This is a genomic window from Enterococcus sp. AZ163, from assembly GCF_050498925.1.
GTDB lineage: Bacteria > Bacillota > Bacilli > Lactobacillales > Enterococcaceae > Enterococcus_A > Enterococcus_A ferrettii.
On the sequence record NZ_JBIPAO010000002.1, the window covers coordinates 70,854 to 87,353 of the forward strand.

Here is a 16,500-nt window from a genome sequence, read left to right on the forward strand (position 1 = left end):
CCCTCGTTTATTCAGTTTTTCATGAGGTACAGCGAATTATCGCCGTTTCCCTCGTCTATTTATCTGACTTAGCAGGCTTGATTTATTTTGCTTGCTTCGGTTTTTTTGAGCTAGAACTTGTTGAAAGCGTTCCTTGTTGCTGAGGGTTTTACCGACAGGAACAGCTTGTGAATCAAAGGCTTGTTCTTCTTTTCGCCGGTCAATCGCCTGTTGAACTTCATCGATGGGTTTGCCTTCCAGAATTAATTTCATTGCTAGGTCAGGCAATTCTTTTTCTAGTTCAGTTAAGTCGTCGTACAGGTCGTCCTCTTCGTTTTCTATTTCATCATCTATTGAATCGATTAGTTGTTCTTGAAGAGCGGCTGTCTGGTCAAATGAAGGAACAGCCTCTGGAATTTCCTTCGTGGTGATAGGCAGCAAGCTGCCCATCATTTTCTGCAGTTCCGCAGCTTCCTCTTCATTTCGGCGATCAAAGCCAGGCTCAAAGACTCTAAAATCGGCATAAATAGGTTCTACAAACCGACGGACGCCATCCTTTTCAAAAATGGTTAAGGTCCCTAAAATTGAGAGAAGTGCATAGTGTTCTTCTTTGGTAATGTCGGGGTTGATGTTACTTAAAGTCCAGCTGTGTCTTTTGCCAGCGGCATCCTTGAAGTAAGAAATCATGCTGTTTTTCTTATCTGTCGGCTGTTCACCAGAAGTGAATCGCGGGCGCAGTTTTTCTATGTAAATGGAGGATTCTCCCGTTATTTGTTCGAACTCCTCAGGACTGGAAAATAAGCGGTTGATAACGGTTTGCCACTCGTCATCAGAAAAGTAATCGCGAAAATAAACGCAGGAAAGAGGAATAGAACGAACCGCATCATCGGTTAGAAATAATGAACGAATTAAGTCCTGTGCTAAAAAAGAGAAGTCAGAGGTGCTAAAACTGTTACGAATAGCAGCCGCAATCGCGCATTGTATGACTAATACACTGTCCTTGGTCTTGGTATAATAATCATTGAAACGTTTTTCTAAACTAACTTTCTTCATGCTCGTAACCTGTTTCATCCCTAATTTCATTATGCTAACTCCTTCTGGTTTCATCTAATGTGGAATACGTTTTCATAATATAACATATGTTTTTGAAGGTCAAGCATTTTTTGGAATAACAAACGTTATTAAATGAAATATTTCAAAATCAAGGTTTTTTCTAGCGAATTATAGGGTTCAGATATCAGAATATTTCTTGCTAAAATTTTCAATACAATAGATTTTCTATTCTTTTAAAAGGATTGCGTGTTTTTTATAAATGATTAAGTGGGCAAAACCAATGAACAAGAAAAGGAATTTTCGACACAATTAGCTACAAAAAAACCATCCTGAAATCAGGATGGTTGGGCATTAACTTCTTAAGCCGCGTCCTCGTTCAATCAAACGCCAGCAGATGGCATAGAGTACAACAATAAATAGAATTAAAATCGAGACTGAAATCACGATTGGGACATCCATTACACCTAAAAATCCGTAGCGGAATCCCGAGATCATGTACACGATTGGATTCACCTTGGACACGGCTTGCCAAATCGGCGGCAGCATTGAAATGGCATAGAATACACCACCTAAATAGGTTAGTGGCTGCAACACAAAGGTTGGTACAATTGAGACATCATCAAAGGATTGAGCAAAAATTCCGTTTAACAAACCAGCTAATGAAAATAAGATAGCGGTCATTAACAGCGTCATAATGATAATCAGCCAAGAGTGGACATGTAATGGAACAAAGAATAATGAGATTACTGTCACAAGAGCACTAACCATAACACTGCGGCCCAAGCCCCCAATTACGAAGCCCCAAATAATAATATGAGTAGGTACAGGCGCCACTAATAATTCCTCAATGTTTTTCTGGAACTTCTGTGAGAAAAAGGAAGAGGAAACATTGGAATAAGAGCTGGTAATGGCTGACATCATAATTAGACCGGGTACGATAAATTCCATGTAAGAAAAGCCGGCCATATCCCCGATTCTTCCACCAATCAAATTGCCGAAAATGATGAAATACAAGGACGTGGTAATCACTGGCGGTACCAGCGTTTGAACCCAGATCCGCAGGTAGCGGTTGGTCTCCTTTACCGCTAGGCTTTTTAAAGCAGTAAGATATAAACTAAACATTGATCTCCTCCGTGTAACGTTTTTCTTCAGTAACCTTCAAGAAAAGTTCTTCCAGACGATTGGACTTATTACGCATGGACAGGACTTTAACCCCTTGATTGCTAAGCTGCTGGAACACTTCGTTGATTCCTTGGTTTCGTTCCACTTCTACCTCTAACGTTTGTTCATCGTCCATTTGGTAGTTGTAGCCGCTGATAATAGGAGCCTGTTCCAACGGCTCTAAATCAAAAATAAAGGTTTCAAATTGTAGTTTTGCCAACAAATTCTTCATACTGGTATTTTCGATGAGTTCTCCTGATTGAATAATGCCAATGTTGCGGCATAGCATCTCGGCTTCTTCCAAATAGTGGGTAGTCAAGATGATGGTGGTTCCGCTATTGTTCAAATTTCGCAAAAACTCCCACATTTCCCGGCGCAGCTCAATATCCACTCCAGCAGTTGGCTCATCCAAAATTAATAATTTCGGTTCATGCATCAGAGCACGAGCAATCATCAAACGACGTTTCATCCCACCAGAAAGCATCCGAGCGCGAACATTGCGTTTTTCCCACAGGTTCGATTGCTTCAAGTATTTTTCACTGCGTTTTAACGCTTCTTTTCGGGAAACACCGTAATAGCCTGCCTGATTCACAACGATTTGTTGAACAGTTTCAAAGGGATTGAAATTGAATTCCTGCGGCACCAAGCCAATTTGCTGTTTAGCGACAACCAGATCTTTGTCAATATCGTAGCCGAAGACCTTCACCTGACCAGAGGTTTTATTGACTAAAGAGGTGATGATGCCAATCGTCGTGGATTTTCCCGCGCCATTAGGTCCCAGCAAGGCATAAAAGTCGCCTTCCTCAACTGCTAAGTCAATTCCCCGCAGTGCTGTAACACCTGAGCCATAGACCTTTTTCAGTTGGTTTATTTCTAGTGCATAAGTCATGTATATATAAACTCCTTCATAAGATATGATTCTTTATTCTATCATTAATTCTCGCTGGTACAAGCCTGAAGAGTCTGGAAATGAAAATTATGCTATAAAAAAAGAAAAAGCAAAGCGTAGTCCCATTTATTTAAGCATATTTGCAAATAAAAGATAGGTATCGTTGGAGAAAATGAACCAACGATACCTACCTGTATTTTTCTAATTTAGTAGCTAAGTTGATGCTGATTTCAAGAAGGGCATCAGGTATTCCTTGATCTCCTGAACTTTTCCCATGTAAAGATCTTGGAAGGGGATTGCCAGACCCTTGTCAGTAATTTCATCACTCAAGCGCTTTGCGTCTAGACTATTGAATAGAACTAAATCAGCATCCGGAATGTCATTACTGGCGGGATTGTAACTAATAAACTCCAACTCAATCTCCGGCTGCAAGGCTGCTTTCATTTCGGACTGAAATTTGTTTCCGTGCCATGCCCTTACCCCGGGGGTGCCGAAACCAAAAGGTGCGCTGGTATCATAAACATTGATGGAATAAATCCAAACGACTTTTTGCATAATGTCCTCCTTCTAACGCAGAATTTACTTATTTAACTATAGCATAAAAATCTTAAGAAAAAGCTGAAAGAGCCCCTTTTTTACTCTTAGAGACAAGCTTACTTAGTGTGAGAACTTAAGTCGGTATCACAATCGTCTGGACAAACTGATCCTGTGAAATTTTGGTCTCACGCAACACCTGTGAGTAAGAATTTAAAATTTCCTGATAAGTGGCTAATCCAATTCCCCGATTTTGCCCTTTCGTCGAATAGCCCAGTTCCCAAATACGTTCTAGGTTGACCGTTTCGAAGCACGGGTTTTTGATTACAATTTCAACACAGCCAGTGCTTTGAAGCATCAGTACATCTACCACTGCGCGAGTATTTAACTTGCTGGCAGCCTCAATAGCATTGTCTAAGGTGATTCCAAAAACCCGCAGAAAATCATTCATCTCCATCCCAATGGACGCAATCGGTAAAATGACCTCCACATTTAGAGTAACCTTGAGTTCCTTAGCCAGCATAATTTTGGTTAACAATAAGCTTTTTACTTCAAGCATCTTTACATTGTTCAGCTGTGTTTGCTGACGAATCGTTTCCTGCAGCTGTTCATCTGTGGTGAGAAGTTTTTCAGACAGGTAGGTTTTTACCTCATCGATTTTCCCTTCGCTGACTTGAAAATACATGCCAGAAAGCAGGTTTTTGTGATCGTGATGAAGCTTTCTCAGGTCATTATACAGAGCCTCTACATGTTCAATGTACTGCTGCTGCTGGTCCAGCATTTTTTTTGAGTAGGAGAGTCGATAGTTGCGATCGACTTCCCGAACCAGCACCATGAATAGCAATAAAAAGAGCAGAAAGACGCCTGAAATGTAAAGATTTTTGACATTTGTTCCCAATTTTCGCATATCCTCTAAATTGCTATTGAATATAACCAGCTCTAAAAGTACATAAATAATGCCACTTGAATAGATCAGCTTTGGAAATTTTAACAACTGATCAAACCACATCCGATAAGAAAAAAGTTTAATCAGTGATAAGTTGATCACGAAACCCAGTAAAGAATAAATGAGGTGAGTAAGATGCGCATAGGGATACGGAATCGTCAGAAAAAAGGCTTCATGTGCAATAAAAAAATACTGTAAAGTGGTGGAAAAGATGGTATCAGTAAAAGTGATAAAAGTAACTAAAATAAGTGGTATACAGTAAGCGTGCAAATGCATCGAATGTTTCAACCAAAGCAGCAAGCCGACATATTGAATAATTGATAGAACAGTCGATGTAGTGGGCGTAATATATCGTTGGTCCCAAAGATCGATAAAGCTGATTGCAGTAACAATTATTGCGAGAAAAAAGGCAAAACAAAAACAGTTCTTTAGAATAGGAGCGTTCTTTTTTCTTACTGGTGTACGGAATAAGTGCTTCAAAGCATAGAGCAAAGTAATCAAATGCAGAAATATATTTAAGTAATTAAACCCCAAATAAAAAACGAACTTAACCATTTAAACGCTCCTCGAAAAATTGTTTAGTAGCTTCATTCTATAGAAGATGTGAATACCAAGCAAGGTGATTATGACCAATTAAGGCGCGAAATGAACCATTTAGGAAAAATCGTCAGATTCTTCTGACAAATCGGTATACTAGATTTAACAAGAAGAAAAGGAGAAGACGAGCATGACCTTAGAAAAAAGAAGAAACATGATTACCGCAGTTTGGTTGTTCTGCGCTTTTGCTTCTGCAACCGTTTCAATCATCTTTGATAATGCGGGAATGATTAGTTTTGCTTTAGCAGTTATTGGACTATTTTTTTTACTGATTAGTTTGCTGCAGGAATTGATTGTCTATAAAATGAGAAACCGAGACAAACAATAGAGGAGGGAAGAAGCATGAAATTTACCTATATCGTTATTTACTCAATTCGGGACTTCAATAAAAACAAGGAAAGAGATGGTCATTTTCCACATGATGGTGTGGTGATTAACGCGATGATCAATGCCAACACAGCTTTGAATTGTGTGGCTGTAGGATTTGAAAAGTAAGCGATAAGCAGAGTGTAGCAAAAGATGGATCAGCCAGTTAAAACAGGAATCGGCATTGGGAATATCTTGGCTTTCATTCTTTCTTATCGCAAATGGCACAGTATTTTATGGGCACTTTTTCATGGTATGCTAGGCTGGTGGTATGTGATTTATTATGCATTTGTTTATGCTTAATTGGTAGCCTCATGGTTTAAATTGATGTTAAAGCACCAATAACTGAAAGCTTATCTTTCGTAATTTTTTCATCATGAATTTTTCAAATAAAGCTGGCTAATCGATTCAGATTTTGTCTGACTTTAGTCCAGTTTTTTTTACGGAATTCCATTGTGATCCTTGATAAATAGACTATTTCCAGCTGAAAGCGGCTTGACTTTTCTTAAATCAAACACTTATTCTACTATAAGAGAAGAAGGGGGAAGTGTGATGAAGCTGATTCGATCGGTTGATATCTTAAATGATAAGAAAAGTATTTTACGTTTGAACATCGTATCTATTTTTCTGCTGGTTCTTTTTTTCTTATTATTTCTAGCGGTGACTGCCATCATTCCAGTGAAAGAGTCCTCTATAACTTTTTCAGTAATGCAGCTTTTATTAGTAACAGCAGGGACATTTCTGTTGATTGTCATTCACGAATTGATTCACGGAGTGTTCTTCCGAGTCTTTTCCCCAAAAGGTAAAGTGAAGTTTGGCATCAATATCAAAAAAGGGATCGCCTATGCTGCTTCACCAGGATCAAAATACTCACGTGGACAGTTCGCCTGGATATCGCTGGCTCCATTTGTATTGATTACGTTGAGCCTGACGATTGCCTATTTAAGCGGTATTTTATTCGTAGGCAGTTATCTATTTTTGGCGACGTTTCATGCGGCTGCATGTGCAGGAGATTTTTATTGGATTTGTTTAGTGCTGCAGGCGCCTAAGGGAAGCTTAGTGGAGGATACGGAAGTCGGAATTAATTTTTATCACTAAATAGGCAAGCGGATAACTTCGTTTGTTTTTTTTTGCGTATATTATGGAGAACAAATGAAGAAAAGTGGTACTAGTAGTCATTTTTGACAATACGCCTAGTGCGCATTATAATATACGGAAGAAGGTGCAGCAGAATGCCTATGACTATCAAAGAGGCTGAAAAACTGCTTAGAAGAGCAGGCTTTATTGAAGTTAAGGGAGGCAAGGGATCTCACAGAAAATTTGTTCGAAAAGGGTATCCAAGGCCAGTGATTTTAACAAAGCATGGAAAAGAGTTGTCTAGAGTTGTAGAAGCTTCTGTACTCAAAGCTACCAATACAAAAAGATGAGGTGTATCCAGTGAACAAAGTCTATCCAGCAATTTTTGAACAAGATACGGTGGGTTTCGGAATTTATTTTCCAGATGTGGAGGGAGCAGTTACCCAGGCCGACTCGATACCAGAAGGATTAGTGATAGCGGCGGATGCTTTAGGAATAATGCTAGGAGATTTAATTGAAAAAGATTGTTCTTTGCCTGATCCAACACCGATTAATGAAATAGCCTTTGACAAAAAAAAGCAATTTGTGACCTTAGTTTCCGTCAATTTAACAGATTATTTAAAAGAAGGTCAGTTGGATAAGAAAAACGTCAGTATCCCTCACTGGCTGAATGTGCGCGCTGAAAAAGCCGGTGTCAATTTTTCTAAAACCTTGACCGAAGCATTAATGGATAAGCTAGAAGTTTAGGCTGGAACGAAAGCTGTCATGCGCAGCACTAATTGAATAAGTAGCATACAAAAACTCCTCTAAGCTTAAGCTTTAAGGAGTTTTTGCATGTCGGTTACACATCTATTTTACGACTAGCCATCCATTTAATCATTTGCGGATCCGCATGAGAAAAGAACTGGCTTTCACCGACGTTCAAGGTGGCAATTTTTGCTTTGTCTTCATCGGTTAAGGCAAAATCGAACACATCAATATTTTGTGCCATCCGTTCAGGATTCACCGATTTGGTTAGAACAACTATTTCTTGTTCCATTAGCCAGCGGACAATGACTTGAGCAACTGATTTGTCATATTGGTTGCCGATTTCGGTCAGAATTTTATTTTGGAAGATATTGTTTTTTCCTTCCGCAAAGGGTGCCCAAGCTTCCACCGCAATGCCTTCTTCTTTGAGTGCGGCAATATTTCCAGTTTGCTGCTGGAAGGGATTAATTTCAATTTGGTTGATTTGTGGTGTCACTTGATTAAATTCAGCCAAATCCACTGCTCGATCGACAGCAAAATTAGAAATGCCGATGGCGCGAACTTTGCCTTCCTGTTGTAATTCTTCCAATGCTCGCCATGCACCATAAACATCATTGTATGGTTGATGCAGCAGCAATAAATCAAGATAATCTAAACCCAGCCGGTCCAGAGAGCGTTGTACGGAAGCTTTTGCTCTGTCATAGGATACATTTTCTACCCAAACTTTGGTTGTGATGAACAGCTCCTGTCGTGGAATTCCCGCTTTGGCAATACCACGACCAACGGCCTCTTCATTCATGTAGGATTGAGCAGTATCAATATGACGATATCCTGCTTGAATAGCATCATAAACCGCTTGTTCTGCTTGCTCTGGGTCAGTAATTTGATACGTGCCAAAGCCCAAAATTGGAATTTCGACTCCGTTGTTTAATTTAATAGATTGCATAACTAATTTCCTCCCATTAGTATCCTTAGATTATCGATTGATATAACGTTTGAAGTGCTTCATTTTCCACAATTCTTCGACTTCGTCATCAGACAGTTTACCATTGTTGAACTTAGCGATATGGTCATCGTAAGTTTCGATTTTATAAGCCAATAAATCCCGAGTTTTATGAAGGTCACTGAGTTTTTGCTCCAATTCGATTAATTGCGCCTTCAAAATTTCTTTTTGAGCCAGTCGTTCATCACCACTAACCTGCGATAAGGCTGCGAACTCTATCAGCGACTCAATTGATACTCCTGCATTACGTAGACTCTTAGCTAAGAAAATCCAATTCAGATCTCGCTTAGTAAATACCCGATACCCTCTTTTGTCTCTAGTGATCGGTGGAATCACTCCAATTTTTTCATAATAGCGAATAGTGTCCACTGTCAGATCAAACATATCGGCCGCTTCTTTAATAGTCAATATTTTCGCCTCCTTTTTTTATAGTATAAGGCATGGAGTCAACTCCAAGGCAAGAGAAAAGTTTAAAAAAATACTTGCTTTGGAGTTCACTTTAAGTATTAAACTGGAAGTGAGCAATCCGAGGAGGAAAAAAGGATGACAAAGCATTTCTGGCAGGTAGAAAATGATCGACTATATTTTCAAATAGGAGATACCTTGAATGAGGTAATGCTTGTTCCTAATTTTTTTGAGGAAAAACTGATTTCTGGTAGTTTGAAGCAACCTTTTTTATGTAAACAGGATAGGTCTAAAAGCTATTACTTTTCAGATTTCTTCGAGTTAACCATTATTGGTGAACAGTGTTGTCATTCTGCTACAGGTGATATTTGCTACTTTCCTGATTGGGGGTACTTGGGAATTAATCTGGCAGAAGAAGAATATACGCTCGGAATCCCGCGGTATAAAATTGGAAAACTAGCCGGTGACTTGTCCCAAATTCAGTCATTGACGACTACAGAGGAAGCGAAACTGTATTGGCAGATTGATTTAAAGTTGAAGGAATAATGCAAGAAGCTGCAAGACATAAACGAATGTCTTGCAGTTTTGCTATTCTTTCAAATCGGTTTGTCGAATAATCCTAGTTTCTTCAAGATTCATAGAATTTGTTACTTTAAATTGATAGTTTTTAATGTACTCTTTTGAGAAAAGTCCGGCATATAAGATATTTAACAAAAAAAGGATCGATTCTTCGGTGGTAAAGTTGCTGATTTTTTTATAAAGTCTTTCTCGAGAAGAAATGCTGAGAATTGTTTCGATTTCGCGTCGAATGTAATTTCCACCATCACTGGTTATCCCAATCAGCTGTACTCCTTGTTTCTTCATTTGTGGAATAAAACGCATGGGTTCGCGAGAAACATCGTTACCAGAATAGGAAATAATAATAGCGGTGTCTGCTTTGGTCAAGCCGCTTGATGCCAAACCAATTTCTCCACTTTGAATCACTTCAACTGATCGTCCGATGGTAGCCATTTTTCTACGGAAGATATCTCCCAGCAGGTTGTTAGGGCTCACTCCTAGAATGACGATTCTGCGAGAGTTGTTTAGCATGGCAACCGCTTTTTCCAAACTGGAGACATCCATGCGATCAGCAGTATCCTGAATGCTTTCAATTTGGACAGTAGCAATATTTTTGATAATTTCCTGGTAGCTGTGCTCCGTCGTAAAAGGGATGTTGGGATCAATCTCAGAATAATGAGTTTGTTCATAACGTAGATCCTCAATCAGTTTGTTTAGAAAATCTTTCCAGCCACTAAAGCCCAGTGCTTTGCCAAAGCGAACTAGGGCTGACTTGGAAGAATAGGTTTTTTCAGCGACTTGATTGATGGAATATTTGTGAATTTCAAACTTATTTTCCAGAATAAATTCGGCGATTTCCCGTTTGGTATTGTTTTGACTGACGGTAAACTCTTCAATGCGTTGTAGTAATTCCATAGGATGAGGTCCTTTCATGTTGTATCAATAGTATAACTGGAAGATTCAGAAATTCAACCTGAGGTGCCAGAAGTTTCAGTTAGTTTCGCAAAAGCAGCTGCTTTATCAGAAAAAGTGAAACTAAGTGCCAAATCATCGGCAAAAGATTGAAAGCGTGTGCACCTGCCGATATAGTAAGTCTATCAAAGCGCGCTGAGAAATTGAAAGGGGAAAAGAGAGAATGAGTAAAAAATATACTAAGCTTGCCAGCAGCATTGTCCAGCTGGTAGGGGGAAAAGAGAACATACGAAACTTGATTCATTGTCAGACTCGTCTGCGGTTTGACTTAACAGATGAATCAAAGGTGGATACAAAAGCTTTACAGCAATTGGATGGTGTTGCAGGAGTGATAAGCAGCGGTGGTCAATTTCAAGTAGTGATAGGCACCCATGTAGCTGAAGTTTATGAAGAGGTAGTACCATTATTAGATACTATTGATCAGACCGCCGACCACAGTGAAGGGAAAAATAAAAACTTTGTGACCTTAGCAATTGAATTTATTTCGACTTCTTTTAGTCCAATTATTCCTGCTATGAGCGGAGCCGGAATGATTAAAGCGTTATTAGCCCTACTTGTATTATTTAATGTTGTCTCGAATGAAAGTCAAACCTATTACATTGTTAATTTTATGGCTGATGCTGTCTTTTATTTTCTGCCCTTTTTCTTAGCCAATACGGCAGCTAGAAAGCTTAAATGTAATCCCTATCTAGCGATGGCTTTAGCAGGTGTCCTCTTGCATCCAAATTTTACAGCACTTGTTGCGGAGGGAAATGCGGTTCAGCTGTTTGCAATGCCGGTTCGTTTGGTGGGGTATGGAGCCAGTGTAATTCCAATAATGTTGATCGTTATCGTTCAATCCTTTATTGAGAAGTTTTTCAATCGAATCATTCCTAATGCTGTGAAAATCGTGTTTGTACCGATGCTGACAATCTTGATTACTGGTGTCATCGCACTGGTAGCAATCGGACCATTAGGATCCTACGTAGGTGAGTTCATCGCAGCTGGTTTCAACGGAATTCGTGCGGTAGCACCTTGGGCACCAGCAGTTATTGTGGGGACCCTGCTGCCAATTATGGTGATGTTTGGAATTCATACCAGTATTGGGCCATTGGATGTATTGCAGCTAACCTCTGTTGGTTATGCCAATATTTTTGGTCCAGGAGCGATGGTTTCAAATATTGCTACAGGTGTTGCAGCGTTAGTTGCCAGCACAAGAACCAAGGATCAAAAAGAAAAGCAGGTGGCTACTTCTGGTGGGATTACTGCTTTGATGGGAATTACTGAGCCAGCACTATACGGTGTAGCTTTACCTAAAAAATATCCATTAATTGCGACAATGATTGGTGGTGGTTTAGGTGGATTATATGCTGGATTAAGTGGGGCCTCACGTTTTGCTACTGGGTCTTCAGGATTGCCAGCTATTCCGCTATATATCGGTGAGGATATTTCCAATCTGATAAATATTCTTATCGCAATCGCAATTACAACTATTACTACAGCTGTTGCTACCTATTTCTTGAGTTTACGTTTCGAAAAGCAGGAGAGCAAAGCTGAAAAGACGTCTGAATCAGTGATTGCAGTAGATTCAATTGCTATTAACAGTCCAATCAATGGTGAAATGCTGGAGCTGTCTCAGGTTCAGGATGAAGCCTTTGCTTCAGGTATGTTGGGACAGGGTGTTGCCTTTGAACCGAGTGAAGGAAAAATAGTTGCGCCTTTTAACGGAGAAGTAGTCACTCTATTTCCAACTAAGCACGCGATTGGTTTAGTGAGTGAGAATGGCGTTGAGCTTTTGATTCATGTTGGTTTAAACACTGTCGAGCTGAATGGAAAATATTTTGAGGCTCATGTTAATCAAGGGGACAAGGTAATTCAAGGACAAACACTGCTTACCTTTGATTTAGGTAAACTAAAAGAAGCGGGTTATGTGACTCAAACACCGGTTATCGTAACGAATACGGCGAATTACAAAGAAGTCAAACACGATTCTTTCGGCATCAAAAATAATCAAAATACGATGTTAACGATTCAAGTATAAGTGAGGAGAATACAACCAATGGCATTACCAGATAATTTTTTATGGGGCGGCGCAACAGCCGCCAATCAAACGGAAGGCGGTGCTTTAGCTGGTGGGAGAGGTCTGGCCAACATTGACATGATGCCTTGTGGACCGGACCGAAAAAAGATCGCAGATGGTACAATGGAGATGCTTGAATGGCAAGACAGTTATTATTATCCGGCTAAAGAAGCGATTGATATGTACAACCATTACATGGAAGATATTCAATTATTTGCAGAAATGGGCTTTAAAGTCTATCGTATGTCGCTGTCTTGGTCGCGTATTTTTCCTGATGGAGATGATGAGCAGCCGAATGAAGCAGGCTTGGCTTTTTATGAAGCTATTTTTAAGGAGCTGCATAAGCATGGGATTGAACCGCTGGTAACTATTGCTCATTTTGATGTTCCGTTAAACTTGATTAAGAATTACGGTTCTTGGCGGAATCGTCAGCTGATTGATCTTTATGCTCGTTATGCGCGAACCGTTTTAACGCGCTACAAAGGCTTAGTTAACTATTGGCTAACGATCAATGAAATTAATATCCTGCTGCACCAGCCATTTGTTGGTGGTGGAATTGTATTTCAAGAAGGAGAAAATCACGAAGAGGTCAAATATCAAGTGGCGCATCATCAATTAGTAGCCAGTGCATTGGCTACCCAAATTGCTCACGAAATCGATCCCAAAAATCAGGTAGGCTGCATGCTGGCTGGCGGCAATAATTATCCTTATACCTGCCGCCCTGAAGATTATCAAGAGGCAATCAACCGAGATCGCGAAGGGTACTTCTTTATCGATGTGCAAGCCAGAGGGAAATACCCGAATTATGCGTTGAAAAAGTTTGAACGGGAAAACTTGAATATTGTGATGACGGACGAAGATTTAACTATTTTGGCATCCGCACCAGTTGACTTTGTCTCTTTTTCTTATTATTCTTCTCGAACCGTCAGTGCTCATCCCGAGGATTATGAACATACCACCGGCAATATTTTTGGCACAATTAAAAATCCTAATTTACCTTCAACGGAATGGGGCTGGCAAATTGATCCCTTGGGTTTACGAAATTCCTTGAATCAAATGTACGATCGGTATCAAAAACCATTGTTCATTGTGGAAAACGGACTAGGTGCGGTAGACATTCCAGATAGCGAAGGTTTTATTGACGACGAGTACCGAATTGATTATATTCGACAGCACATTCAAGCTTTTAAAGATGCTGTCGAAATTGATGGAATTGAATTGTTGGGCTACACTAGCTGGGGGTGTGTCGATTTAATTGCAGCTAGTACTGGACAAATGAGTAAACGCTACGGCTTTATCTATGTTGATCGTGATGATGAGGGCAACGGTACATTAGCACGAACCAAGAAAAAATCTTTCTACTGGTACCAGCAGGTGATTGCATCTAATGGTGAGAACTTAAGCAGTCGTAACCTGCCGATTCCAGTTAAAACAGCTGTAGAATAATTGTAAGAACATCTCTATTGATCTTGATAGAGGTGCTCTTCTAGTAATTTAGTGTAAAAGAAAGTAGGGATTTAAATGGATAGACCTTATATTGTGTGTCACATGCTAACGTCGTTGAATGGAAAAATCAGCGGTCCGTTTATGAATACTGCGGGTGCTGAAGTTGCCAGCGATGTATATGAGACCACTAATACACGGTATCATAGCCAAGCTTGGCTATGTGGCCGAGTCACGATGGAAGAAAATTTTACGAACTACCAGAAACCAGTTTTAAAACCAGTTGATCACCCAGTATCAAAGGAAGACTTTATTGCAGAGAAACAAGCAACAATGTACATTGTTTCGGCTGATCCATCTGGCAAAGTAGGTTGGGATAAGAACTACATTGATTATGCCAAGCGACCGAGAGCACATATTATTGAAGTTTTGACAGAAAGAGTCAGTGATGCTTACATTGCTTTTCTTCGTGAGAAAAAAATTTCTTACATTTTTGCTGGTAAAGAAACGATTGATTTCCGTTTAGCGGCTGAGAAATTGCTCAAGCTGTTTCGGATTGAAACCTTGATGGTATCAGGTGGGGGAGTTGTTAATTGGTCTTTTTTGCAAGAAGGGATAGTTGATGAAGTAAGCGTAGTAGTAGCACCGGTTACAGACGGCCAAAGGGAGACCCATACTATTTTTGAACGTGGAACGAATCTAGCGACAATTACATCAGTTGACTTTAAGTTAAAAGCCGTTGAGGTATTGAAGAATGAGGTCCTTTGGCTGAGATACCATCCCAAGACTTTCTAAAGCAATTACTAACGTTTCGTTAAGAGAAACTTCACACACTCCTTGCAATTAGAGATTATAATAAGTCCACAATGCTTTTAATGAGGGGACTTGTATGCGCAGATTTAAACGATTTGTTAAACGACAAAATCAACCGAACACGATTGGAAATCGGAAGCGAGTCGGTTTCTTGCTGATTGTGTTTTCCTTTCTTCTGTTTCTGATTTGTGCATTTCGGATATCTTATGTGGTCATAAGCGGGCAGGTGGCTGGTGTTTCTTTGGCTGAACGTACCGAGGCGCTTTATAACGGAACTGAGACTACTTTTGCTAATCGGGGACAAATTTTGGACCGAAGTGGCAATCCATTAGTAGTGAACAGCCAACAGTTTGATATGTACGCAATTCTATCACCGAATTATAAAGAAGGAGATCAGCCGTTATATTTAGCAAAAGAAAACTTCCAGGCAGCTGCTGAAATTATCAGCCAATTTATTGATAGTTCAACGGAAGAAGTTCTGGCAATGTTGGAAAAGGGCATCACAGAAGACGGTGAAATTCTTTTCCAAGTCGAACTAGGAAGTGCAGCCAAAGGCTTGAGTTTAGAGCAAAAAACGTCGATTGAGCAAGCATTAACTGCTAAAAATATTTCAGGTATTTATTTCACAGCTGCGAACAGCCGCAGTTATGTCAATGGTTCCTTTGCAGCACATTTATTGGGCTACACCACCAATGAGGATGGAAAAATTGTTGGCAGTTCAGGGTTAGAAAAGACCTACGAACAGGTTCTAGCAGGAACCGATGGGAAAATTGAGTACAACAAAAATGCTCAAGGGAGTCCATTACCAGGAACGGTAAAAGAAACGCAAAAAGTAGCAGATGGTACAGATGTCACAACTACGCTTTCTGAACCATTGCAGATGCAATTAGAACAATTATTGACCACGGCAGATGCTTCCGCGCAGTCTGAAAGCTTAACTGGTGTGCTAATGAATGCTAAAACGGGCGATATTTTAGCGATGGCACAGCGGCCAACCTTCAATCCGGAAACCATGGAAGGCACTGAGGAAAAGAATTTTGTTTGGCGGAATTTATTTACGGAAGAGCAATACGAACCTGGTTCAACTATCAAGGTGGGAACCTTAGCAACGGCGATTGATGCAGGTGTTTTTAATCCTAATGAAGTGATTCAAGCGGGGCAAATTGAGGTTGAAGACACGACGATCAATGATCATGACTTAGGTCAAAAAGGACCATTGACTATGCGACAAGCGTTCTCCTGGTCAAGTAACGTTGGTATGGTGGAACTGTTTAACAAAATGGGGGCGACAAAATGGCAGGAGGCCATGAAGCAGATGGGCTTTGGGAAGGCTACCCAATCTGGTTTAGATGAGGCGGCGGGTTCCCTGCCAAGTGATAATATTGTCGATTTAGCGATGAGCGCCTATGGCCAAGCAATTAGTGTGAATCAAATGCAGATGTTACGTGTATACAGTGCAATTGCCAATCAGGGTGTGCCTGTTCAGCCGCATGTTGTAACTGATAATAGCAGCAATCAAAGTAACGAGCAAATGTTCTCAGCGGAAGCCAGCCAACAGGTCTTGAACTATATGCGAGATGTGGTAGAAGATCAAAACTACGGAACAGCTTATGGTCTGTATAACTTGGAAGGTCAAGCAGTCTCTGCTAAGACTGGAACTGCGCAGATTCCCGCAGAAGATGGCAGCGGGTATGGTGTAGGTACTAATGAATATTTGTATTCTGTGGGCTTAGTTTATCCAACGGAAGACCCCCAATACATTTTGTATCTGACCATGAAACGGCCGCAAAATTACTCGGCAGATATTTTACCGAATATTGCGAATCCATTGATGGCTAGCTCGATGCAGCTAGGAGAATAAAAAAGTGCACGACTTATCAGAAGATAGGTGGTGCACT

At 40.2% G+C, this 16,500-nt stretch carries 19 protein-coding genes; 11 read left to right on the top strand and 8 right to left on the bottom strand.

The features are described from left to right. Positions 1–36 precede the first annotated feature (36 nt). The 5 genes from IGI46_RS18770 to IGI46_RS18790 form a co-directional block, all read right to left on the bottom strand. Positions 37–1,062 (bottom strand): hypothetical protein, encoded by a 1,026-nt coding sequence (locus IGI46_RS18770; protein ID WP_429974033.1) that lies wholly within the window; start codon positions 1,060–1,062, stop codon positions 37–39. Positions 1,063–1,383: 321 nt separating this feature from the next. Further along, the gene (locus tag IGI46_RS18775; protein WP_429965208.1) at positions 1,384–2,154 is read right to left on the bottom strand and encodes an ABC transporter permease; all 771 of its coding nucleotides are present in this window, start codon (positions 2,152–2,154) and stop codon (positions 1,384–1,386) included. Next, positions 2,147–3,082, bottom strand: coding sequence for an ABC transporter ATP-binding protein (locus IGI46_RS18780; RefSeq protein WP_429974034.1), 936 nt, complete (start codon positions 3,080–3,082; stop codon positions 2,147–2,149). Before IGI46_RS18780 ends, IGI46_RS18775 begins: the two co-directional genes overlap by 8 nt. A 213-nt stretch (positions 3,083–3,295) precedes the next feature. Further along, positions 3,296–3,637 (bottom strand): hypothetical protein, encoded by a 342-nt coding sequence (locus tag IGI46_RS18785; protein ID WP_429974035.1) that lies wholly within the window; start codon positions 3,635–3,637, stop codon positions 3,296–3,298. Between the two features lie 115 nt (positions 3,638–3,752). After that, positions 3,753–5,117 (bottom strand): sensor histidine kinase, encoded by a 1,365-nt coding sequence (locus IGI46_RS18790; protein ID WP_429974036.1) that lies wholly within the window; start codon positions 5,115–5,117, stop codon positions 3,753–3,755. A gap of 172 nt (positions 5,118–5,289) precedes the next feature. On the opposite strand from IGI46_RS18790, the gene IGI46_RS18795 reads away from it, so the two are divergent. The 6 genes from IGI46_RS18795 to IGI46_RS18820 all read left to right on the top strand — a co-directional run bounded on the left by IGI46_RS18795 (position 5,290) and on the right by IGI46_RS18820 (position 7,349). Continuing rightward, positions 5,290–5,487 carry a hypothetical protein gene (locus IGI46_RS18795; protein ID WP_207705298.1) on the top strand — a complete coding sequence of 66 codons (198 nt, stop codon included), beginning with the start codon at positions 5,290–5,292 and terminating at the stop codon, positions 5,485–5,487. Between the two features lie 14 nt (positions 5,488–5,501). Beyond that, positions 5,502–5,654 (top strand): hypothetical protein, encoded by a 153-nt coding sequence (locus IGI46_RS18800; RefSeq protein WP_207705297.1) that lies wholly within the window; start codon positions 5,502–5,504, stop codon positions 5,652–5,654. Positions 5,655–5,678: 24 nt separating this feature from the next. Next, positions 5,679–5,828: a hypothetical protein gene (locus IGI46_RS18805; RefSeq protein WP_429965204.1), complete on the top strand. Its 150-nt coding sequence runs from the start codon at positions 5,679–5,681 to the stop codon at positions 5,826–5,828. A gap of 249 nt (positions 5,829–6,077) precedes the next feature. After that, on the top strand, positions 6,078–6,623 hold the full coding sequence (locus tag IGI46_RS18810) for a DUF3267 domain-containing protein (protein WP_429974037.1): 546 nt from the start codon (positions 6,078–6,080) through the stop codon (positions 6,621–6,623). 140 nt (positions 6,624–6,763) lie between these two features. After that, a complete protein-coding gene (locus IGI46_RS18815) occupies positions 6,764–6,952 on the top strand; it encodes a type II toxin-antitoxin system HicA family toxin (protein WP_429974038.1) in 189 nt (62 codons plus the stop codon). 10 nt (positions 6,953–6,962) lie between these two features. Next, positions 6,963–7,349 carry a type II toxin-antitoxin system HicB family antitoxin gene (locus tag IGI46_RS18820; RefSeq protein ID WP_429965201.1) on the top strand — a complete coding sequence of 129 codons (387 nt, stop codon included), beginning with the start codon at positions 6,963–6,965 and terminating at the stop codon, positions 7,347–7,349. A gap of 94 nt (positions 7,350–7,443) precedes the next feature. Here IGI46_RS18820 and IGI46_RS18825 read toward each other — a convergent pair whose 3' ends face one another. Next, a complete protein-coding gene (locus IGI46_RS18825) occupies positions 7,444–8,295 on the bottom strand; it encodes an aldo/keto reductase (RefSeq protein ID WP_429965200.1) in 852 nt (283 codons plus the stop codon). Between the two features lie 30 nt (positions 8,296–8,325). Further along, positions 8,326–8,760, bottom strand: coding sequence for a MerR family transcriptional regulator (locus tag IGI46_RS18830; RefSeq protein ID WP_429974039.1), 435 nt, complete (start codon positions 8,758–8,760; stop codon positions 8,326–8,328). A gap of 135 nt (positions 8,761–8,895) precedes the next feature. On the opposite strand from IGI46_RS18830, the gene IGI46_RS18835 reads away from it, so the two are divergent. After that, positions 8,896–9,303, top strand: a complete 408-nt coding sequence (locus IGI46_RS18835; protein ID WP_429974040.1) for a hypothetical protein — start codon at positions 8,896–8,898, stop codon at positions 9,301–9,303. 42 nt (positions 9,304–9,345) lie between these two features. Here IGI46_RS18835 and IGI46_RS18840 read toward each other — a convergent pair whose 3' ends face one another. Continuing rightward, the gene (locus tag IGI46_RS18840; protein WP_429974041.1) at positions 9,346–10,230 is read right to left on the bottom strand and encodes a MurR/RpiR family transcriptional regulator; all 885 of its coding nucleotides are present in this window, start codon (positions 10,228–10,230) and stop codon (positions 9,346–9,348) included. A gap of 220 nt (positions 10,231–10,450) precedes the next feature. On the opposite strand from IGI46_RS18840, the gene IGI46_RS18845 reads away from it, so the two are divergent. The 4 genes from IGI46_RS18845 to IGI46_RS18860 all read left to right on the top strand — a co-directional run bounded on the left by IGI46_RS18845 (position 10,451) and on the right by IGI46_RS18860 (position 16,463). Next, positions 10,451–12,307: a beta-glucoside-specific PTS transporter subunit IIABC gene (locus IGI46_RS18845; protein ID WP_429974042.1), complete on the top strand. Its 1,857-nt coding sequence runs from the start codon at positions 10,451–10,453 to the stop codon at positions 12,305–12,307. 18 nt (positions 12,308–12,325) lie between these two features. Further along, a complete protein-coding gene (locus IGI46_RS18850) occupies positions 12,326–13,792 on the top strand; it encodes a 6-phospho-beta-glucosidase (RefSeq protein ID WP_429974043.1) in 1,467 nt (488 codons plus the stop codon). Positions 13,793–13,867: 75 nt separating this feature from the next. After that, positions 13,868–14,584 (top strand): dihydrofolate reductase family protein, encoded by a 717-nt coding sequence (locus IGI46_RS18855; RefSeq protein WP_429974044.1) that lies wholly within the window; start codon positions 13,868–13,870, stop codon positions 14,582–14,584. Between the two features lie 94 nt (positions 14,585–14,678). Continuing rightward, on the top strand, positions 14,679–16,463 hold the full coding sequence (locus IGI46_RS18860) for a penicillin-binding transpeptidase domain-containing protein (RefSeq protein WP_429974045.1): 1,785 nt from the start codon (positions 14,679–14,681) through the stop codon (positions 16,461–16,463). Positions 16,464–16,500 lie beyond the last annotated feature (37 nt).